At 45.8% G+C, this 21,404-nt stretch carries 20 protein-coding genes; 8 read left to right on the top strand and 12 right to left on the bottom strand.

All coding sequences use genetic code 11. The features are described 5' to 3' along the window. Positions 1–114: 114 nt before the first annotated feature. From AC506A_RS27230 to rpmH, 10 genes are all read right to left on the bottom strand, one after another. Positions 115–966 carry a ParB/RepB/Spo0J family partition protein gene (locus tag AC506A_RS27230; protein ID WP_495464148.1) on the bottom strand — a complete coding sequence of 284 codons (852 nt, stop codon included), beginning with the start codon at positions 964–966 and terminating at the stop codon, positions 115–117. Then, entirely contained in the window at positions 947–1,720 is a 774-nt protein-coding gene (locus AC506A_RS27225) for a ParA family protein (protein WP_091224667.1), read from the bottom strand. The genes AC506A_RS27230 and AC506A_RS27225 overlap by 20 nt, the downstream gene beginning before the upstream one ends. Before the next feature lie 144 nt (positions 1,721–1,864). Beyond that, entirely contained in the window at positions 1,865–2,686 is an 822-nt protein-coding gene (gene noc, locus AC506A_RS27220) for a nucleoid occlusion protein (protein ID WP_495464147.1), read from the bottom strand. Between the two features lie 157 nt (positions 2,687–2,843). Beyond that, on the bottom strand, positions 2,844–3,566 hold the full coding sequence (rsmG, locus tag AC506A_RS27215) for a 16S rRNA (guanine(527)-N(7))-methyltransferase RsmG (protein ID WP_495464146.1): 723 nt from the start codon (positions 3,564–3,566) through the stop codon (positions 2,844–2,846). Between the two features lie 2 nt (positions 3,567–3,568). Beyond that, positions 3,569–5,458 carry a tRNA uridine-5-carboxymethylaminomethyl(34) synthesis enzyme MnmG gene (gene mnmG, locus AC506A_RS27210; RefSeq protein WP_495464145.1) on the bottom strand — a complete coding sequence of 630 codons (1,890 nt, stop codon included), beginning with the start codon at positions 5,456–5,458 and terminating at the stop codon, positions 3,569–3,571. A gap of 32 nt (positions 5,459–5,490) precedes the next feature. Further along, complete coding sequence (mnmE, locus tag AC506A_RS27205) at positions 5,491–6,870, bottom strand: tRNA uridine-5-carboxymethylaminomethyl(34) synthesis GTPase MnmE (RefSeq protein WP_495464271.1); 1,380 nt, start codon at positions 6,868–6,870, stop codon at positions 5,491–5,493. Positions 6,871–6,948: 78 nt separating this feature from the next. Next, positions 6,949–7,617, bottom strand: coding sequence for an RNA-binding cell elongation regulator Jag/EloR (gene jag, locus AC506A_RS27200; protein WP_495464144.1), 669 nt, complete (start codon positions 7,615–7,617; stop codon positions 6,949–6,951). Further along, positions 7,614–8,390, bottom strand: coding sequence for a YidC/Oxa1 family membrane protein insertase (locus tag AC506A_RS27195; protein WP_091224662.1), 777 nt, complete (start codon positions 8,388–8,390; stop codon positions 7,614–7,616). The genes jag and AC506A_RS27195 overlap by 4 nt, the downstream gene beginning before the upstream one ends. 137 nt (positions 8,391–8,527) lie before the next feature. After that, on the bottom strand, positions 8,528–8,875 hold the full coding sequence (gene rnpA / locus AC506A_RS27190; protein ID WP_495464143.1) for a ribonuclease P protein component: 348 nt from the start codon (positions 8,873–8,875) through the stop codon (positions 8,528–8,530). A 185-nt stretch (positions 8,876–9,060) separates the two neighbouring features. Then, positions 9,061–9,195: a 50S ribosomal protein L34 gene (gene rpmH, locus AC506A_RS27185; RefSeq protein ID WP_090574515.1), complete on the bottom strand. Its 135-nt coding sequence runs from the start codon at positions 9,193–9,195 to the stop codon at positions 9,061–9,063. 638 nt (positions 9,196–9,833) lie between these two features. Between rpmH and dnaA the strand changes: the two genes are divergently transcribed. The 6 genes from dnaA to gyrB all read left to right on the top strand — a co-directional run bounded on the left by dnaA (position 9,834) and on the right by gyrB (position 16,228). Further along, positions 9,834–11,186, top strand: coding sequence for a chromosomal replication initiator protein DnaA (gene dnaA / locus AC506A_RS27180; protein ID WP_495464142.1), 1,353 nt, complete (start codon positions 9,834–9,836; stop codon positions 11,184–11,186). A 244-nt stretch (positions 11,187–11,430) separates the two neighbouring features. Next, the gene (dnaN, locus tag AC506A_RS27175; RefSeq protein WP_495464141.1) at positions 11,431–12,573 is read left to right on the top strand and encodes a DNA polymerase III subunit beta; all 1,143 of its coding nucleotides are present in this window, start codon (positions 11,431–11,433) and stop codon (positions 12,571–12,573) included. Between the two features lie 17 nt (positions 12,574–12,590). Continuing rightward, positions 12,591–12,806, top strand: coding sequence for a S4 domain-containing protein YaaA (yaaA, locus tag AC506A_RS27170; protein ID WP_495464140.1), 216 nt, complete (start codon positions 12,591–12,593; stop codon positions 12,804–12,806). A 46-nt stretch (positions 12,807–12,852) separates the two neighbouring features. Further along, positions 12,853–13,962, top strand: a complete 1,110-nt coding sequence (gene recF, locus AC506A_RS27165) for a DNA replication/repair protein RecF (protein ID WP_495464139.1) — start codon at positions 12,853–12,855, stop codon at positions 13,960–13,962. Between the two features lie 33 nt (positions 13,963–13,995). Further along, complete coding sequence (remB, locus tag AC506A_RS27160; protein WP_090980648.1) at positions 13,996–14,244, top strand: extracellular matrix regulator RemB; 249 nt, start codon at positions 13,996–13,998, stop codon at positions 14,242–14,244. Positions 14,245–14,317: 73 nt separating this feature from the next. Then, positions 14,318–16,228 carry a DNA topoisomerase (ATP-hydrolyzing) subunit B gene (gene gyrB, locus AC506A_RS27155; RefSeq protein ID WP_495464138.1) on the top strand — a complete coding sequence of 637 codons (1,911 nt, stop codon included), beginning with the start codon at positions 14,318–14,320 and terminating at the stop codon, positions 16,226–16,228. Positions 16,229–16,275: 47 nt separating this feature from the next. Here gyrB and AC506A_RS27150 read toward each other — a convergent pair whose 3' ends face one another. Next, entirely contained in the window at positions 16,276–17,028 is a 753-nt protein-coding gene (locus tag AC506A_RS27150) for a YheC/YheD family protein (protein ID WP_495464137.1), read from the bottom strand. 394 nt (positions 17,029–17,422) lie between these two features. On the opposite strand from AC506A_RS27150, the gene gyrA reads away from it, so the two are divergent. Both gyrA and AC506A_RS27140 read left to right on the top strand, forming a co-directional pair. Further along, positions 17,423–19,921, top strand: coding sequence for a DNA gyrase subunit A (gyrA, locus tag AC506A_RS27145; protein ID WP_495464136.1), 2,499 nt, complete (start codon positions 17,423–17,425; stop codon positions 19,919–19,921). A 37-nt stretch (positions 19,922–19,958) separates the two neighbouring features. Continuing rightward, on the top strand, positions 19,959–21,044 hold the full coding sequence (locus AC506A_RS27140; protein ID WP_495464135.1) for an HD-GYP domain-containing protein: 1,086 nt from the start codon (positions 19,959–19,961) through the stop codon (positions 21,042–21,044). A 146-nt stretch (positions 21,045–21,190) separates the two neighbouring features. On the opposite strand, the gene AC506A_RS27135 is transcribed toward AC506A_RS27140, so the two are convergent. Then, on the bottom strand, positions 21,191–21,404 hold a 214-nt coding region (locus AC506A_RS27135; RefSeq protein ID WP_495464134.1), incomplete at its 5' end, for a hypothetical protein.

The raw sequence follows: 21,404 nt of genomic DNA, 5'->3' as shown, positions 1-21,404 counted from the left end.
CCCTCCTCTAGCCAACACACCGAAACGCCTTTCAATCCTAACAATAGCATACTCGATTGGCTCCCCTACTTCAAACGGGGATTCCCAATCGAGTATGCTATTAAAGTTTTGGTATTATGATAATTGTTGCAGTAATTCCAGTAATCGTTCTAAATCTTGTTTATTATAATAGAGCAGCTCAATGCGACCTTTATCTTTCTGCTGTTTAATCTTAACCGTCGTCTTAAACTGTTCCCTCAGTGTCTCTTCCAATTGATCGATATAGGGATCGCGTTTTTTAGATGATTGCGACTTTGATTTCTCTGCCGCTGGCTGATCTAAATTTTTGATCGCCTCTTCTAATTGACGTACACTCCACTCGTTCGTAATGGTCAGATCAGCAAGTTCCTTTTTGCGGGCATCTTCCTTCACACCCACAATTGCCCTTGCATGTCCCATCGAAATTGTTCCACGTGAAACATTATCTTTGATTTGTTCTGGCAGTGACAACAACCGCAAGAAGTTAGCGATGTGTGATCTCGACTTGCCCACCTTCATGGAGAGTTCTTCTTGTGTTAGTTCAAATTTATCCATGAGTGCTTGATATGCAATTGCAAGCTCCATTGCGTTGAGATCTTCGCGTTGAAGGTTCTCAATTAATGCAATTTCCATTACCTGTTGGTCAGAAAAGTTACGGATTACTGCCGGTATCGTTGGATTGCCACAAAGCTGCGATGCACGAAAACGTCTCTCACCGGCAATAATTTCATACCCTTTAAGAACGGTACGCACAATAATCGGTTGAATGACACCATGTTGTTTGATTGATTCCGCGAGTTCTTTAATCGCATCGTCATCAAAAGTCTTCCGCGGTTGATACGGATTCGGACGAAGTTGTGTTAACGATACCTCTACAACTTTATCATCTTCGCTTACGGATAGCGATGGGATAAGCGCATCAAGTCCTCTACCTAGCCGCTTGCTCATACATAATCACTTCCTTCGCGAGTTCAAGATACACCTCTGCCCCTTTGGATCTTGGATCGTAAGTAATGATAGATTGTCCATGCGAAGGAGCTTCGCTTAAGCGGACATTTCTTGGGATAATCGTTTGGTACACCTTTTGTTGAAAGTATTTTTTCACTTCCTCGATAACTTGAATGCCTAGGTTTGTCCTAGCATCAAACATCGTAAGCAATACACCTTCAATTTGAAGTGTTGTGTTCAGATGTTTCTGAACTAGACGTACTGTATTTAATAGCTGGCTCAAACCCTCCAGCGCGTAATATTCACATTGAATAGGAATGATAACCGAATCAGAAGCTGTTAAAGAGTTAATCGTCAAGATGCCCAATGATGGAGGGCAATCAATCAAAATGTAATCATACTGATTCTTCACCAAGGCAAGAGACTTTTTCAAGCGCTGCTCACGAGAAATCGTTGGAACAAGCTCGATTTCCGCTCCGGCCAGTTGAATCGTAGCTGGGATTATATTAAGACCTTCAATATTAGTAGAACAAGTAGCGTCTTTCGGGTGAACATCGTTAATAAGCACATCGTAAATACAATGCGCAACGTCTGCTTTATTAATTCCAATTCCGCTCGTCGTATTACCTTGTGGGTCAATATCTACGAGCAAAACTTTCTTGCCAAGCGAAGCTAGACAAGCACCCAGATTAACGGACGTGGTCGTTTTTCCGACACCGCCCTTCTGGTTCGTTATTGCTATCGTTTTAGACAAACCGTTCACCTCTATGTTGATTACTTTATTGAAGCTTTATAAAACGATAATTATTTGGGTAAAAGCATACTCAAAGATCATTATCGCATATTTTCAAGAAAATGACGATGCCGTCCCTGGTTCGGACGGCTGGTCGATTGGCTATTATCGTTTTGGAATCTTAATTACAATTTCGTAATGATCCTCGTAATCTTGTTCATTGGTTTTAATTTGCAAACCTGATCCCGAAACCATATCAATGGATTGTCTTATTGTATTAAGCGCCAAACGCACATCCTTCGTAAAGGAAATTCGCTTTGGCTTTTTAGCTTTCGTAGCTTCTTTGTAGAAAGCCACTCGAGCTTCGGTTTGTTTCACGTTCAGTTCTTTAGTAACAATGTCGTCAAGCACTTTCAATTGCAGCTCTTCCGTATCAAGCGATAACAATGCTCTTGCATGACGCTCCGTTATTTTACGTTCCATCAATGCATTCTTAATTGTTTCACCGAGACCAAGAAGCCTAATTTTGTTGGCTATTGTTGATTGGCTTTTCCCCAAGCGCTGAGCCAAGCTTTCTTGCGTAAGATTGTGAAGATCAATAAGTTTTTGATAGGCGACTGCTTCCTCTATGGATGTAAGTCCCTCACGTTGAAGGTTCTCAATCAGAGCAATTGAAGCCGCTTGAGAATCATTGAATTCACGAACGATAGCCGGAATCGTCTCAAGACCAAGTTTTTTAACCGCGCGAAAGCGCCGTTCACCTGCAATGATTTCATATCTGCCGCCACGCACCCTTACAACGATTGGTTGTATCATGCCATGTGTGCGGATGGTTTGACTGAGCTCCTCAATACGATCATCGTCGAAGACAGTACGCGGTTGATACGGACTTGTATCCACATCTTCAATTGGAAGCTGCTTCACTTCATCTTGGCTTACATTTTTGGAATCACTCAATCCAAATAAACGTGAGAACTGTTCTTTCATATCGTCAACTACCACCCGATTTCAAAGTGCCGAGTATTGTCGTTCCTATATAATTCGCCGGCTGTAAGTTGATTTCCTGCTTGACAGACATATATTATCGAAACAATTGTGACTATCCGTGAAATGTTCCACGTGAAACAAAATCGAATTATAATCACTACATAATTGGTTGTTTCAGTGGTAAACCCGCTTTTCTTGGATACTTCGCAGGTGTGGCTCCAAGTTTCTCTATCAAAAGAATGTGACGATCAGATTGTTCGAAAGGCAGCTTCAAATGTTCTACAGAAGTGAGTTTCGCCTTCAGTTCGATCATGCTGCGTTTGGATTCATTAGCTTCCTCAGCAGGATCAGACCCCTTCATTGCAGCGAACACTCCACCTTTGCGGACAAAAGGAAGACATAACTCATTTAATCCGCTAAGCCTTGCAACCGCTCTAGCAGTTACAACATCATAGACATCTCGGTGATTAGTTAGGCGTGCAATGTCCTCGGCTCGCCCATGAACACATTCCACATGATGAAGACCTAACGTTTGAACAACATGCTGTAAAAATTGAATGCGCTTGTTTAAGGAATCTACAATCGTAATTTTAAGATGCGGAAAACAAATTTTCAACGGTAGGCTTGGAAAGCCGGCACCCGAACCGATGTCCGCCAGTGAAGATACTTTATCCATCTTCACAAAGAAAGAGAGAGTCACGGAATCGTAGAAATGTTTCTCATACACCGCTTCTCTCTCCGTAATGCCTGTTAAATTCATTTTTTCGTTCCATTCCACAAGCAGTTCATAATACGTTTGGAATTGCTCCAGCTGGAGCGACGTAAGTGCCACTCCATGCTCTTGCAATAATTCAATAAACCAAGTATCGGTAGCGTTCATAGTTACCCCCGTGCTGCGACAACTTTATTATAGTGCTCTAAATAGACGAGAAGAATGGAGATATCAGCCGGTGTTACACCGCCAATTCGTGACGCTTGCCCAATCGACAATGGACGAATGTTGGACAAATTCGATTTTGCTTCTTTGGAAAGATTGTTGACCGCCATGTAATCAATATCATCCGGGATCCGCTTCTTCTCCATTTTAGCAAGACGCTCAACCTGTAATTGCTGTTTCTCGATATATCCGGCGTATTTAATTTGAATTTCAACTTGCTCCTTCATATCATCCGTAAGCACTTCCGGCGATGGAGACAGTTGATCAATAATGCCATACGAAACTTCCGGACGTCTGAGCAAGGAAAGTCCATCCGTTGTCTGTGTAATTGGAGTGGATTGAGCTTCCTCCAGTAACTGTAACGTAATTTCATCAGGACGAATCTTCACTGTTTTCAAACGCTCAATCTCTTGCTCCACCAACAACTTCTTCTGCGAGAACTTCTGATAACGAGCTTCAGAAATCAAACCTATCTCATAACCGGTTGGAGTCAAGCGCAAATCGGCATTATCATGTCGGAGCAACAATCGGTATTCCGCTCGCGAGGTTAACAGGCGGTAAGGCTCTGTTGTACCTTTTGTCACCAAATCATCTATCAGCACACCGATATAGCCTTGCGAACGATCAATGATAACCGGTGGTTTCCCTTGCGCTTTACGTGCTGCATTAATACCAGCCATAACGCCTTGTCCCGCTGCTTCCTCATAACCGGAAGTTCCATTAATTTGTCCAGCTGTGAATAAACCCGGAACCACCTTCGTTTCAAGCGATGGCCACAGTTGTGTTGGAACAACGGCATCGTACTCAATGGCATAGCCCGTGCGCATCATTTCAACTTTTTCCAATCCTGGGATAGAACGGAGAATGCTCAGCTGTACATCCTCAGGCATACTAGTAGAGAGCCCTTGAACATAATACTCCGATGTGTTCTTCCCTTCAGGCTCTAAGAAGATTTGATGCTTCGGTTTATCGGCGAAACGTACAATTTTATCTTCTATAGACGGGCAATAACGCGGACCCGTTCCCTCAATAGCACCGGAGAACATAGGAGCACGATGAAGATTATCGTTAATAATCTTATGTGTTTCTTCTGATGTATACGTGAGCCAACATGGGAGCTGCTCATTATCCGAATACTCCGTTTCATAAGAGAAGAACTTAGGCTTCTCATCACCAGGCTGAATCTCTGTTTTAGAGAAATCGATCGTATCCTTATGCACGCGAGGCGGCGTTCCGGTTTTGAAACGAACAAGCTTCAAGCCAAGTGCACGCAAGCTCTCAGACAACTTAATCGAAGGCTGCTGATTGTTCGGCCCGCTCTCATACATCAACTCACCCATGATCACTTTACCGCGCAGATATGTTCCTGTCGTGACAACAACCGTTTTCGCCCGATACTCTGCACCTGTCTTCGTAATAATCCCTACACAAGTGCCATCCTCAATAATGAGTTCCTCCGCCATCCCTTGGCGAAGAGTCAGATGATCGGTTTCTTCAATCGTTTGTTTCATAAAGTGCTGATAAAGAAACTTATCCGCCTGCGCGCGCAGCGCGTGAACAGCTGGTCCTTTACCCGTATTAAGCATCCTCATTTGGATAAACGTTTTATCAATGTTGCGGCCCATTTCCCCGCCAAGCGCATCAATTTCACGCACAACATGGCCTTTGGCCGGTCCGCCAATCGATGGATTACATGGCATGAAAGCAACCATATCTAAGTTAATCGTAAGCAACAGCGTCTCGCAGCCCATCCGCGCAGCAGCGAGTGCAGCTTCAACACCCGCATGACCGGCACCAACCACAATGACATCAAAATCTCCTGCATGATATCCCATTACTTTACCCCTCCTTGCCTTTACAACTAAAATTATTTACCTAAACAGAACTGAGAGAAAATTTGATCGATTAGCGAATCTGATACCGAATCGCCTATCAATTCACCTAATTGCTCCCATGCTGTGCGCACATCAATTTGCACAATATCAATCGGAATCCCGATATCCGTCGCTTCCATTGCCTCAACAAGCGATTGGCGGGCATGACCGAGCAGCGTAATATGTCGAACATTGCTGACATACGTCAAATCCGCGGATTCCAATTCGCCGCCAAAGAACATGCGCTTAATAACATCCTCCAGCGTTTCGAGCCCTTGTTCATGCAGAACCGACAAACGTACGATTTGCTCAGCGGTAAAAATGGCTTCTACCTCAGAAGTATCCATCACTACGGGAAGATCCGTCTTGTTCAGCAATACAACAACAGGTCGGTTTCGAAACTGCTCCATCAGCAAACGGTCATCCGGATGCAGCTCTTCATTTACATTAAGCACGAACAAGATAAGATCCGCTTCTTCAAGCGCCGAGCGCGAGCGTTCAACCCCGATCCGTTCCACCACATCCGCAGTTTCACGGATGCCGGCTGTATCCAGCAATCGCAGCGGAATTCCGCCAAGTGTCACGTACTCTTCAATGACATCACGCGTTGTACCCGGAATGTCTGTCACAATTGCTTTGTTCTCCTGTACCAGCGCATTAAGCAGCGAAGATTTGCCGACATTTGGACGCCCAACAATCGCCGTCATAATGCCTTCTCTTAATATCTTGCCTTCGCTTGCCGTTTTTAACAAACGATCGATTTCGGCACATGCCTCTGTGCAGCGCTCACGGATATAATCACTCGTCATAGAAGCCACATCATGCTCCGGGTAATCAATATTGACTTCAATATGTGCAAGAAGCTCGATCAGATTGTGCCGAAGCGCTTTAACCTTCTTCGACAGCATCCCTTCGGCTTGCTTCATCGCAACTGAGAATGCACGATCCGACTTGGAGCGGATCAGATCAATGACTGCCTCTGCCTGCGTCAAATCGATTCTCCCATTTAGGAATGCACGCTTTGTAAACTCGCCGGGCTCTGCTATCCGAACGTCCCCAGAGCGAAGCAGTAGCTCCAGGACGCGCTTAACTGCGACAACACCGCCGTGTGTGCTTAGCTCGACGACATCTTCCGCCGTAAACGAACGCGGCCCCCTCATAATCGTCAGCAAAATCTCTTCTACGACTTCACCGTTAATGGGATCGACAATATGCCCATAATGGACGGTATGCGAATCAGCCGTGACAATATTCGATTTGGATCGGAAACATTTTGCACTTTCAGCAACCGCCTCAGGTCCACTTACCCGTATAACGGCAATGCCGCCCTCTCCGACGGCAGTCGAAATGGCGGCAATCGTATCTTGAATCATCATGTTATTTTCCCTCATATTTAAAAAAATGAGCAATGACCATTAAAGAGCCATTGCTGAAAAAGAGCTGTATGCATCTTACTTAAGCGTAATTACGACACGGCGATTTGGTTCATCGCCTTTACTGAATGTTTTAACCTTAGAGTGATTCTGTAATTGCGAGTGAATGATCTTCCGCTCGTGCGGGGACATCGGCTCCAGTACAACTTCCTTACGTGTACGGATAACATGTCCCGCCAACCGATCGGATAAATCCTCAAGCGTCTTCCGACGACGCTCACGAAAATCTTCCGCATCAAGCACAATGCGAAGATGGCTGTTGGAATAACGGTTGGCCACAATATTGACCAGGTATTGCAAAGCGTCAAGTGTTTGGCCTCGACGTCCGATGAGCATGCCAAGATCGCCGCTTCCCGATAACGCGAGGGTTAATCCGTCTTTCGAATCGTTACGAGCAATCGTAATGTCAAGCCCCATCGTTCTTGCCACTTCGGTGATGAATCGTTCCGTTTCAAGGAGCGGATCTTTGGCTGTTGCTGCAGGTACCGAAGGTGTCTTCACCTGCTCGATCACAGGTACGAGCACGAGCTCCACTTTCGCAGCTCGCGCACCGATCAAGCCGAATAATCCTTTAGACGGTTTCTCCAGAACAGTTACATTAACGCGATCCGCTGACACTTGCAATTCCGTTAAACCATTTTGTACAGCATCTTCGATCGTTTTGCCCGATGCTACGATTTTCTTCATTTCGCAGGTACACTCTCCTTGCCCTTAGGTGAGTTGCGTACATATAGGAAATAGTTTTGCACAATCGTGTAGATATTGCTGAATACCCAGTAAAGAGGCAATGCAGCCGGGAATGACAACGCCATAACGAAGATCAATACCGGGAAAATCATCATAATCCCTTGCATCGCTGGCATTGTTTTCTGCTGGGACGACATCATCTTAGATTGAATGAACGTTGTAATGGCAGCCAGGATCGGCAGCACATAAGTATGATCCTTCTCACCAAGCTCCAACCACAGGAATGTATGCTCACGAATGTTTTCATTCATATAAATCGCATTATAAAGCGCAATGAAAATCGGCATTTGCACGAGCAGCGGCAGACAACCAGCAAGCGGGTTAACTTTATGCTGTTGGAACAGCTTCATCGTTTCTTCCTGCTGCTTTTGTGGATTGTCTTTATGCTTCTCTTTCAATTTCGCCAGCTCTGGCTGCAAGGCCTGCATCGCTTTCGAGCTGCGGTATTGTTTAATCGTAAGCGGGAGAATCAGCGTTCTGACGATGATAACCATTAGCAGAATCGCGATACCATATTCGCCGCCGAACCATTTGGCAAACGTTTCAAGCACTAACGAGAAGTAATACACTACGTTTCTCTGCCAGAAGTTGCCGTGTTCAAGATCAGTCATTGATACCGTGTGAGTAGCCGAAGAACAGCCGCTCAGAAAAAGCATGACCGCAATTAGCGCAATTGCCGTCAGCCATGTTCGTTTCGAAATACGGGACAACATGTAAATCTCCTCTCTGCATACCGATGGCGTAAGGTCCAGTAATAAGGACCATTGCATTTTCATATTCGAATAAACTATATCACATTTTATGGCACAAAGAAACAAGCCTCCTGTGCACGTAAAAGCGATTACACACCTTAACGTGAAGTCTTCAGAAGCCCTGCTCGTTTCAATACGTGAAGCATGCTTTTTTCAAGTTCCTTCAACTCAAGACCTACTGCCGGCTTCCTCACAATGACGATAAGATCCAGCTGCCCAGTTATACGGTCCTTCTGCCCACGGACGATTTCCTTCACAAGACGCCGCATTCGATTACGAACGACGGCATTCCCGATCTTCTTGCTCGCCGATACACCAAGTCGCAAAGGATCAGCCTTCAGCTGGCGAGACCAATAAACGACAAATTGGCTGTTTGCGAATGATTTGCCGTTGCGATAAATCCGGCTGAAATCTTCGCGGTTACGCAATCGCAATTTTCTTTGCACGGGTACACCTTCACCGAACCTTTATTTATATATCAGTAAGCAAAGAGTTTCTCAGCCACACAATTCTAATTAAAAATCATGCGAACAATCGTCTCTCCCTCATTACAAGGAAGCAAAAAATCCGTTCTTCTACCTTTATTGTTGCCGTAAAAATGAAAAAAAGACCACGTAATGTGGTCTTAAGGTTACGCGCTCAATACTTTTCTTCCACGTTGACGGCGGGCGCTAAGCACTTTACGTCCGTTTGCGGAAGCCATGCGTTTGCGGAAACCATGAACTTTCTTGCGTTTGCTAACGTTCGGTCTGAATGTCGGTCTCATTATCAATGCACCTCCTATACCTTACTCAAATCAACTTGCGTATTTACTATTTCTATCGTCTGGCGCGATTAGCGATCATCAGTTTTTTCTAAGCGTGAACAGCTGCGCAGCCGCGATAGTCAAACCACGAGCGTCCATCGGTGAAAAAACGCCTTTTTCAATTAAACCATGTAGATGCCCAAAAGTCAACCGGAATCAGCTGTGGGAAGAGTCTCCAAAGCCAGGCTGTGGATAAAAGTATAAACAGGGCCATTAGGTTGATAATTTAATAACATGTGGATGAATTTATCGGAGATTCCCGTATTATGTCGAATTGGTAACAAGATATAAACAATATCTAGTGTTGTCGATAACTCTTATACACAACCTATAGAATTTGTGGATAAAATCAGCGGAATCGTTGAATATCAAGGGTTATTTTGCTATGATGATTATGTTTTCCGTGTGGATGACTCCAACTCCCCCTCAACATTATCAACACCCTGTGGATAACAATGTGAACAACATTCATCCCCTTTTGATAATTTTTATGCACCCATCCTTAATAATGTGGATGAAATTGAACAGAATGCCCGATGTTTCGACATCAGTAGCACGACCGCGCCGTTTTCGGTGAATTGGATAAGGAGTGACAATCTGTGGATAGCCATACGCACGAAATGTGGCAACAGGTGCTGTCGATCATTCAAACGAAGCTCAGCAAGCCAAGTTTCGACACTTGGTTTAAAGCGACTAAGGCTTCGTTTAGTGGTGATTCTACTGTCATTGTGACAGCGCCGACGACTTTTGCAGCCGAATGGCTCGAAAGCCGGTATACAAAGCTTGTGCGGACCACACTGCAGGAATTTATGGGGCGCCAATATGACATTAAATTTGTCATTGAAGAAAATAAACCGCCCGAGCCAGCAGAAATCCAACCAATCATAATGCCAACTGTGCATGTTGGGCCGGAAGAGCCCTACACGCATATGCTTAACCCCAAATATATGTTTGATACTTTCGTCATTGGCGCCAATAACCGGTTTGCCCATGCTGCTTCTTTAGCTGTCGCCGAAGCGCCGGCCAAAGCGTACAATCCGCTGTTCCTATACGGCGGGGTTGGACTAGGCAAGACGCATTTAATGCATGCGATCGGGCATTATATTTTGGAACATAACCCCAACACGCGGGTTCTATATTTATCATCCGAGAAATTTACGAATGAGTTCATCAATGCCATTCGGGACAACAGAGGCGAGAGTTTCCGAAACAAATACCGAAACATTGATGTGCTGCTCATTGACGATATACAGTTCCTAGCCGGCAAAGAACAAACGCAAGAAGAGTTCTTTCATACCTTTAATGCACTGCATGAGGAACGCAAACAAATCGTAATTTCGAGTGACCGCCCGCCTAAAGAAATTCCAACCTTAGAGGAACGGCTTCGTTCCAGGTTTGAATGGGGCTTAATAACGGATATTCAGCCGCCGGACCTAGAGACGCGGATCGCGATTCTCAGGAAGAAAGCGAAAGCGGAGAACCTGGACATCCCGAATGAAGCCATGGTCTACATCGCCAGCCAAATCGATACGAATATTCGAGAGCTGGAAGGCGCGCTTATCCGCGTCGTAGCCTACTCATCGCTCATTAATGAAGACATCTCGTCCCATCTGGCGGCCGAAGCACTTAAAGATATTATTCCATCAAGTCGGCCAAAAATGATCACGATGCAGGATATCCAGCAAAAAGTTGGGGAGCTGTATGGGCTCAAGCTGGAGGAGTTTAAAGCGCGTAAGCGTACGAAGGCAGTTGCATTCCCAAGACAAATCGCGATGTATCTATCCCGGGAGTTAACGGATTACTCGCTGCCTAAGATCGGGGAAGCGTTCGGCGGTCGTGACCATACAACCGTCATCCACGCGCACGAGAAAATTACGCAGCAGCTGAAAGTGGATTCGGAGCTCTACAAAATTGTTCAAACGTTAACGGATAAAATTAAAAACCACACGTAAATAAGAAGACTGTGGATATAGCCCAAAAAGTTATACACTTCTTCAACATTTCATCAGCAAGCCTATGCACACGCTATACACATGTGGATAGGCTTGCTTTATCCGTGTTTGAACCACTTATCCACATATTCAGGGCCCCTACTACGACTTCTACTAATAACTTTAAATAAACATCATCAAATATAGGTGACAACGCAGCCTCCTTAATCGCCGCATTGATCCCTGCAATATAGGAGTGACATTCATGAAATTAACCATTCGAAAAGATCAATTGAACGACGCGATTCAACAAGTTTCTAAAGCAACTTCCAGCAGACCAGCAATTCCAATTCTCGGCGGTATCAAAATCGACGTAACTCACCAAGGTGTAACACTTACCGCCAGCGATACCGATATTTCCATTCAAAGCTTTATTCCCGTTGAGAACGGTGAATTTGTTATTGCGAAAGTACAGAAACCAGGCAGTGTTGTGCTTCCGGCCAAATTTTTTGTAGAAATCGTTAAGAAACTGCCGTCGGAAGATCTCGAAATTGAAGTGAAGGATCATCATCAAACGTTGATTAGTTCCGGTTCGACCGATATTCAAATGGTTGGCCTTGATCCTGAAGAATTCCCGATTTTGCCGACAATCGAACAAAGCGAAACGATCGCAGTTCCTGGAGATCTGCTGAAATCGATGATAAGACAAACCGTATTTGCAGCTTCTACGAGTGAACAAACGCCGATATTGACCGGTGCACTCTGGAATTTACAAGAGGGGCAGCTGAAATTCGTTGCAACCGACCGTCATCGTCTAGCCAGCCGCACAGCCGTTGTCGAAACACCTGAAAACTACCGTTTTTCCAATGTTGTTATTTCAGGTAAGACGCTAAATGAGTTATCCAAACTCATTCCGGACGATCATACACATGTGGATATCGTTGTCGCGGATAATCAAGTCCTCTTCAAAGTGGGTAACGTGTTGTTCTACTCGCGTATTTTGGACGGGACCTACCCGGATACTTCTAAAATTATTCCGCAGCAGTTCAAAACAGAACTCGTTCTGCACACAAAAAAATTGACGGATGCGATCGATCGCGCTTACTTGATGTCGCGTGAGGAGAAAACGAACATTGTTCGCCTCATTTCGCATGACGACGGCTCCATCGAAATTTCATCAAGCTCCACGGAACTCGGAAAAGTAACGGAGAAACTAGATGCGAAAGAAATGAACGGTGAACAGCTTCGCATCGCTTTTAACTCCAAATACATGCTTGATGCGCTGAAGGTTATCGATAGCGAGTATTTGTTTATCGGATTTAATGGCGCGATGAGCCCGATCATCATTAAGCCGACCGACCATCCGCACAGCCTGCACCTCATCTTGCCATACCGGACGACAGGCTAAAGAAGGAGAATGAAACGATGAAAGATATTGGAATTTCAACAGAATATATTGCGCTCGGACAATTCCTCAAGCTCTCGGATTGTATCGATTCCGGAGGAGCATCTAAATTCTTCTTACAGGAGAACGAAGTACTTATTAACGGAGAGCCAGACGATCGCCGCGGCCGCAAATTGTATGTCGGCGATAAGATTGATGTAAAAGGGTTCGGCAGCTTTACGATTGTGAAACGGTAATGCAGCAAGCAAATCGGCTTGTCAGCAGTAACCGGGGGGCATCCAAGTGCGTTTAAAAAATATTCAATTGCAGCACTATCGCAATTACGAGCATATTGAGCTTGCGACTGACAATCAGGTCAACCTGTTTGTCGGTCGTAATGCACAAGGCAAAACCAACCTGCTGGAAGCGATTTTCGTGCTGGCTCTGACGAAGTCTCACCGTACGAGCAAAGACAAGGAGCTAATCGGCTGGCAATCTTCTGAAGCGCGGATCCGGGGTGAAGTGGAGAAACGATATGGTCCGCTCACACTGGATCTCTCTTTGTCTTCACAGGGGAAGAAAGCGAAGATTAACGGGCTTGAGCAGCGCAAACTAAGTGCGTTTGTCGGCTCGCTTAATGTCGTTATGTTCGCTCCCGAGGATTTGGAAATCGTAAAAGGCACGCCGGGCATCCGAAGGCGATTTCTGGATATGGAAATCGGCCAGGTTCAGCCCGGTTATTTGCATGCGTTAGGACAGTACAGCAAAGTGCTCGTGCAGCGTAATAATTACTTGAAAACAGCGTCGCCTGGTCATGCCAATCAGGCCATGATGGATGTCTGGAATATGCAGCTTGCAGAGTACGGTGTTAAAATTGTGAAAAAAAGGCAAAACTTCATAGAGAAGCTTCAGAAATGGGCGCAGCAGATTCATGCAGGCATTACAGCAGGCGCTGAAGAGCTGACAATCGTTTATCGTCCCTCTTTCGAAAGCGACGGGGCCGAAGATGAATCTATATTATTTGAGCAATTTATGATAAAGTTAACACAGGTAAAGGATCAGGAGCTTCGTCGTGGAATGACGCTCGTTGGTCCTCATCGTGATGACATGGCCTTTTTTATAAACGGCAAAGAAGCCTCTGTATATGGGTCACAGGGCCAGCAGCGAACGACAGCTTTATCGCTTAAGTTGGCTGAGATTGAACTTATCCATGAAGAAATCGGCGAGTATCCGTTGCTGCTGCTCGATGATGTTTTATCCGAGCTGGACCAGCACCGGCAAACGCAGCTTATAGAAACTTTTCAAAGTAAAGTGCAGACCTTTATTACGACGACCGGGCTTGAAAGCGTCAATATTAACAAGCTCCATGATTCCCGCGTGTACCAGGTGAAGGACGGTCATGTCGAACAGTAAGCCTTAAGGCGTTGCCTATGAGAGGTGGAGGCTATGTACATTCATTTGGGCGGAGAAAAAATTATTCGTGCTACGGAGCTCGTAGCTATATTTGATATCTCAATCGAGCAGTCCTCCAAGCTGTCCAAGCAATTCGTCGCACAGGCTCGGAAGCGCAAAGACGTTGAAGTTATAGGAGAAGAAGAAGCGAAATCCATTGTAGTGACAGAGCATAAGATCTACTATTCGCCGATTTCATCCTCAACGCTGAAGAAACGATCGCACCATTTTGCGACCAATTAGGGTCGCACAACGGGAATTGATATTGCAGCATTAGATGCGGCAAGAGTAGTTGAGAGGAGCAGTGAAATTGAGCATGTCGTCGAATCAGCATACGTATGATGAAAGTCAGATTCAGGTACTTGAAGGATTAGAGGCGGTACGTAAACGCCCCGGTATGTATATAGGCTCTACCAGTGGCAAAGGACTTCACCATCTCGTATGGGAAGTCGTTGACAATAGTATTGACGAAGCACTAGCTGGCTACTGCACACGCATTGAAGTCACCATTCATGAAGATAACAGTATCACTGTCGTCGATAACGGCCGCGGTATCCCGGTCGGAGAGAACGTGAAACTGAAGAAATCGACTCTCGAAGTGGTTATGACCGTTCTTCATGCAGGCGGTAAGTTTGGCGGCGAGGGTTATAAAGTGTCCGGCGGTTTGCATGGTGTCGGTATTTCCGTCGTGAATGCATTATCTGAGCATGTAGAGGTGACCGTTAAGCGGGAAGGTCATATTCATAGACAAGAGTATCGTCGCGGCGTACCGCAGTATGATCTTAAAGTAATCGGAGATACCGATGAAACCGGCACAACTACTCGTTTCAGACCGGATCCGGAGATTTTCACAGAGACATTGGTTTATGAGTATGAGATTCTTCAATCTCGTATACGTGAGCTTGCGTTCTTGAATAAAGGGATTGAAATTGCGCTGCTTGATGAGCGGACAGGCGCAACCAACACGTACAAATACGAAGGCGGGATCAACGAATTCGTCAAGTATTTGAACCGTAATCGTGAGGCATTGCATGAGCAGCCGATTTACGTTGAAGGCTCCAAGGATAACATCTACGTGGAAGTAGCCTTGCAGTATAACGATAGCTACACAGAGAATATTTACTCGTTCGCTAATAATATCAATACGCATGAAGGTGGAACGCATGAGTCCGGCTTCAAGAGTGCGCTGACACGTATCATTAACGAGTATTCCCGCAAAATGAACGCCATCAAGGACAGTGATTCCAATCTGTCCGGTGACGATGTGCGTGAAGGCTTAACGGCGATCATTTCCGTTAAGATTCCGGAACCGCAGTTTGAGGGTCAAACCAAAACCAAGCTCGGTAACAGTGAAGTGCGGGGGATTGTCGAATCCTTCTTCGCGGAGAAGTTCCAAGAGTTCCTAAATGAGAATCCGGCTGTTTCGAAGAAAATTATCGAGAAGGGCCTTCAAGCAGCGCGTGCGCGTGAGGCAGCTCGTAAAGCCCGTGAGTTAACTCGTCGTAAGAGTGCGCTGGAAGTGAGTGCATTACCGGGTAAATTGGCGGATTGCTCCTCGAAGGATGCTTCCATCAGTGAAATCTACATCGTAGAGGGTGACTCTGCGGGTGGATCGGCGAAACAGGGCCGTGATCGTCATTACCAAGCGATCCTGCCGCTGCGGGGTAAAATTTTGAACGTTGAGCGGGCACGTCTTGATCGGATTTTGTCCAACACGGAAATTCGTGCGATTATTACGGCACTAGGCACAAGCATTGCCGATGACTTTGACATCGCCAAAGCTCGTTATCACAAAGTCATTATCATGACCGATGCTGACGTCGACGGTGCGCATATCCGTACACTGCTGCTGACTTTCTTCTTCCGCTACATGCGTAAAATTATCGAAGCCGGCTACATCTACATCGCGCAGCCGCCGCTCTATAAGATCGAACGCAACAAAGTCGTTCGTTATGCGCAAAGCGAGAAAGAACGTGATGCCATCATCAGCGAATTCGGTGAAGGTGCTAAAGTAAACGTGCAGCGTTATAAAGGTCTCGGAGAGATGAATGCATCGCAGCTATGGGAGACAACCATGGATCCAGAGAGCCGTACGATGCTTCAGGTTACAATCGAAGATGCCATTGAGGCTGACAATATTTTTGAAACCCTTATGGGAGATAACGTCGAACCACGTCGTGAATTCATTCAAGAGTTTGCGAAGTACGTGAAGAACCTCGACGTATAGGATATCAAACAAACAAACAAGCCGTCCGGCGTTTCGGGCGGCTTGTGTTATTTCATCCGGCGATTATTTGCGGTATGGTAGCGGTAAATGCGGCGGAAAATGTCTTTGTCCGGCAGCTTTCGGAAGATATAGGGATCAGGCATCGTGTTGACCTCAAGAATCCACGGCCTGAACGATTGATCAATGGCTAAATCGAGACCGATCTCCTTGATTCCCTTAAACTTGGTTTGCATCTGGTGGGCGGTGGCTACGCCTAGTTCAGCAAGCCATTCTTGATAGCTGGCAATTTGCGCACCGGAAAGATGGGATCGCAATAGCTTCTCAAAGGACATTGCAGTGCCGCCATTGTGACAGTTGGTTACCACTTTGGAGGGATGGCTGACTCTGCCGATGACACCAGTCGTTACCCATTGCCGTTTCAGGTTGCGTTGAACCATGACACGTACGTCGAATCTTCTTTTGTCATAGGTAAGTAAGTGAATACCCTGCTGGATCAAATATTTGCGTCCTTGAATGGCCTGCCCCAAGGAATGGGCCATCGTTTCAAAAGAAGGAAAGGTTTGCAGTTTGGTCCCAAGCTGATAGGTGAACGTATGATCGGCTGTTTTCTCCACCCGAATAACGCCGTTGCCGAATGTGCCATGATCGGGTTTTACATAAACCATTTCAAACTCATTGAGCATCTGCTCAAGGTCAGACGTGCTCCACACTTGAGTGACCGGAATACGTTGACGTAATTCGTCCGAATGCAGCAGTACTTTTGTTTTCTCCCATTTACTTCCGATGCGTTGAATAGCCAACAAGGTCCCGCCTTCCAGAGGGATATTAGGTGGTGCATGAATGCCCCAGCCTGCAGGAGACAGAGGTTGAAAACGATGTTATAATAGGGATAATGCCTATTTTTGCTTCTACGCAAGAAGCTCTAATAATCGGACTTCGATTCCCTCTTAGATTATGGCGGAGAACGGTGCATGGAGTGGGCGTATACCTACGTTTGCGAAAGTTTGTTGAAAGGCGGATGCCTGAAGCAACTTTATTGCTGGCAAACGTTTAAGGTTGGCTGGATTGAGAAAAAACTATAATGGATTCTAGTATTCTGTTATACGAATTATCCCTGCTTTCGAAATGCGGACAACACTGTAATCGCATTCGAAGGCTCATGTTGATGTTATAAGCAACCCTAGGAGGTCAACGATGGCGGAAGAGAAAAATCTGCAAGTAAGGGATCGCGATATCGGTACTGAGATGCGCGAATCGTTTATGGATTATGCAATGAGTATCATCGTAAGCCGCGCACTTCCGGATGTACGAGATGGACTGAAACCGGTTCACCGTCGGATTCTCTTTGCAATGTCCGAGCTTGGCATGTCTCCGGACAAGCCTTACAAGAAGTCGGCCAGAATCGTCGGCGAAGTTATCGGTAAGTACCATCCGCACGGTGACTCTGCAGTTTACGAGACCATGGTCCGGATGGCGCAAGATTTCTCACTGCGTTATATGCTTATCGACGGTCATGGCAACTTTGGTTCCATTGACGGTGATATGGCCGCAGCTATGCGTTACACAGAGGCGCGTTTGTCTAAGATCGCGATGGAAATGCTACGCGATATCAATAAAGAAACGGTCGATTACGTACCAAACTATGATGGCGAAGAGCATGAGCCGAAAGTACTTCCTGCCCGTTTCCCTAATCTCTTGGTAAATGGTTTGACAGGGATCGCAGTAGGTATGGCTACCAACATTCCGCCGCATAACTTGACTGAAGTTATCAATGGTGTACAAGCGCTCATTCAGAATCCGGATATCACTCCAATCGAGCTGATGGATTATATTAAAGGTCCTGACTTCCCGACTGCCGGGTTCGTAATGGGACGCGAAGGGATGCGCCAAGCATATACAACAGGCCGCGGATCCGTTACCATGCGTGCACGCGCAACAATCGAGGAGAATGGCGGTAAAGCACGGATTATCGTGCATGAGCTGCCTTACCAGGTTGTTAAAGCAAGACTTGTTGAGAAAATTGCAGAGCTTGTCCGCGAGAAGAAAATCGAGGGCATTACCGATCTTCGTGACGAATCCGATCGCAATGGTATGCGTGTCGTCATTGAACTTCGTCGTGATGTAACACCTACAGTTGTACTGAACAATCTATACAAGCAAACTCAAATGCAGATGAACTTCGGCTTCAACATGCTCGCACTTGTTAAAGGCGAGCCGCGTACACTCAACCTGCGTGATATTTTGTATTACTACCTAGAGCATCAAATTGAAGTCATCCGCCGTCGTACGGAGTTTGACCTGAAGAAAGCAGAAGCTCGCGCTCACATTCTGGAAGGTTTGCGTATAGCGCTTGATAATCTTGATGAAGTCATCAAGTTAATTCGCGCATCGCAAACAACGGAAGAAGCAAGAGAAGGCTTGATCTCGCGCTTTAGCCTAAGTCTCGATCAGGCACAAGCCATTCTCGACATGCGCTTGCAGCGTCTGACAGGACTCGAGCGCGACAAAATCGAAGCCGAATATGCAGAACTGCTTCGCAAAATTGCGGAATTCAAAGCGATCCTTGCTGATGAGCAGCTGGTTCTGCAAATCATTAACGATGAGCTTGAAGAAGTGAAAGAGAAGTTCGGTGATGAGCGTCGTACCGAACTGATGGCGAGCGAAGAGGAGATCCTGGATGAAGATCTGATTCCGCGTGAGGATGTAATCATCTCCATTACTCACTCCGGCTACGTGAAGCGTCTGCCGGTTACGACTTACCGCAGCCAGAAGCGTGGCGGTAAAGGCGTGATCGGGATGGATACCAAGGATACCGACTTCGTCGAGCATCTGTTTGTATCCAATACGCATCACTTCCTTCTCTTCTTTACGAATAAAGGGAAGGTGTACCGTCTGAAGGCTTACGAGATTCCAGATCTCAGCCGTACGGCACGTGGGACACCGATCATTAACCTCATTCAAATCGAGCAAGGAGAAACCGTTAATGCGGTTATCCCAGTAGAATCGTTCGAGCCGGATCGTTTCTTGTTCTTTGCGACGAAACAAGGCATCGTGAAGAAGACGCCTCTTGATGACTATTCGAACATCCGTAAAGTTGGACTTATCGCGATTAACCTGCGCGATGACGATGATCTGATTGGCGTGAAGCTGACAGACGGCACGAAAGAAATCATTATGGGCACAAGCCAAGGGATGTCCATTCGCTTCCCAGAAACCGATGTTCGTCCGATGGGACGTTCAGCAACTGGGGTTAAAGGGATCAACTCCGACGATGATGATCAGGTAATCGGTATGGATGTTGTAGAGCCGGAGAATGAAGTATTGATCGTTACAGCGAACGGTTACGGTAAGCGTACCCCGGTTAGTGAGTACCGGAGCCAAAGCCGTGGAGGTAAAGGGATCAAAACGCTCAATGTGACGGAGAGAAACGGTGCGATTGTCAGCTTGAAAGTCGTACAAAACGATGAAGATCTGATGATTATGACATCCGGAGGCACACTCATTCGTATGAGCATGGACGGCATCTCCACGATGGGCCGTAATACACAAGGGGTTAGACTCATTAACATTCGTGAAGATGACTCAGTTGCGACTGTGACACGTGTGGCACGTAATGACGAGTCAGACAACAATGATGAAGAGCTAGAGGGCGAGGAGACAGAAGCAACGTCTTCCACCGAAGAAGAGTCATAAACGAGAAAGATAATCGCAGGCATCGTGGAGGAGAGCTATGGGGACAGTAGCGATTTCGCAAGTAAAGCTTGGGGACAAAATTGCACAAGACGTTCTCACCCCGCTTGGCAGTGTGCTTTTGCATAAAGGTAAAGTGGTGACTCCACGTGAGTATGATATTTTGCATGCCTTCCTTGTACCCAGTGTTAGTATCGACATACCGGGAGAGAAGAAGGAAGCAGATGAATTAGAACAAGAGAAAAGTCTAGAACAAGGCAAAGACAGTTCTGCAAAATCGGGATTGATGGAGCAGTATGACTTAACAGTTGTGCTGCTCAAGAAGGTATTCAATCAGATGATGAGCGGTATGGCACTGCCGATTCTTGATTTGCGTAATCAGCTCGAAGCACTGCTTGCGCATAGTCATGAATACAAGATCATGACCTTCTCACCTCAAAATGTCCCGAATGAGGATTACTTGTTTCACAAAAGCGTCATGTCGGCATTAAGCTGCTACATGCTCGCTCAGTGGAATAACCTCCCCAAGAAGGACTGGATGCAGTCAGCGTTCGCTGGGCTGCTTCATGATATAGGCAACGCCAAGATTGACCGTAATATCCTCAATAAGCCAACGAAGCTGACGGCTGAGGAAGTAGAGGATATGAAGAGGCATACCGTTCTTGGTTACCAGCTGCTCAAGAACGCGGCGGCTATCAATGAAGGTGTAAAGTTGGCGGCACTTCAGCATCATGAACGATATGATGGAAGCGGCTATCCTCTAGGTATCGGATCGGAGAAAATCCATCCATATGCCAAGTTTGTAGCGATTTCTGATATCTTCAATGCTATGACGATGAAACGTGCCTATCGTAAAGCGTCCTCGCATTACTTAGTGCTTGAACAGCTGTTGCAGGATTCATTCGGCAAGCTGGATCCTGCCTATGTACGGATCTTTATTGATAAGGCCACTCAGTTTAATAATGGAACAATCGTACGCTTGAATGATGATCGGATCGGTGAGATCGTATTCTCAGACCGCAACCATCCAACAAGGCCGTGGGTATCTGTATCCGGAACGATTGTGAACCTTATCACTGAACGACAGCTCTATATAGAAGAAGTAATGTCGAAAATCAAGCAATAAGATTATTTCGAAATAAAGGTTGACCTCGTTTGTCAGACTGTGTTATATTACTCCTTGCCGCTTTTGAGGCAATGAAATATAACACAGTTTTTTATATGAAAAAATAAAAAAAGCTTGCAATCGAGTAAGCGAATGTGATATATTAATCAAGTCGCCGCTGAGACATAGGCGATTAAACAAGAAGTATTTGTTCTTTGAAAACTGAACAATGAGCGACCAGTCAAATGGTCATAAATCGCGAAATTAACATTTCGCAAAGCTAGTTTTTTGAATGAGCTAACAAGCGAATTCTTAAAAATGGCCAAGCCTTCGGGCTTACCACTTTTATGGAGAGTTTGATCCTGGCTCAGGACGAACGCT

It is taken from the genome of Paenibacillus sp. N22P23 (assembly GCF_059383735.1).
This window is presented reverse-complemented; position numbering and strand designations above follow the sequence as displayed.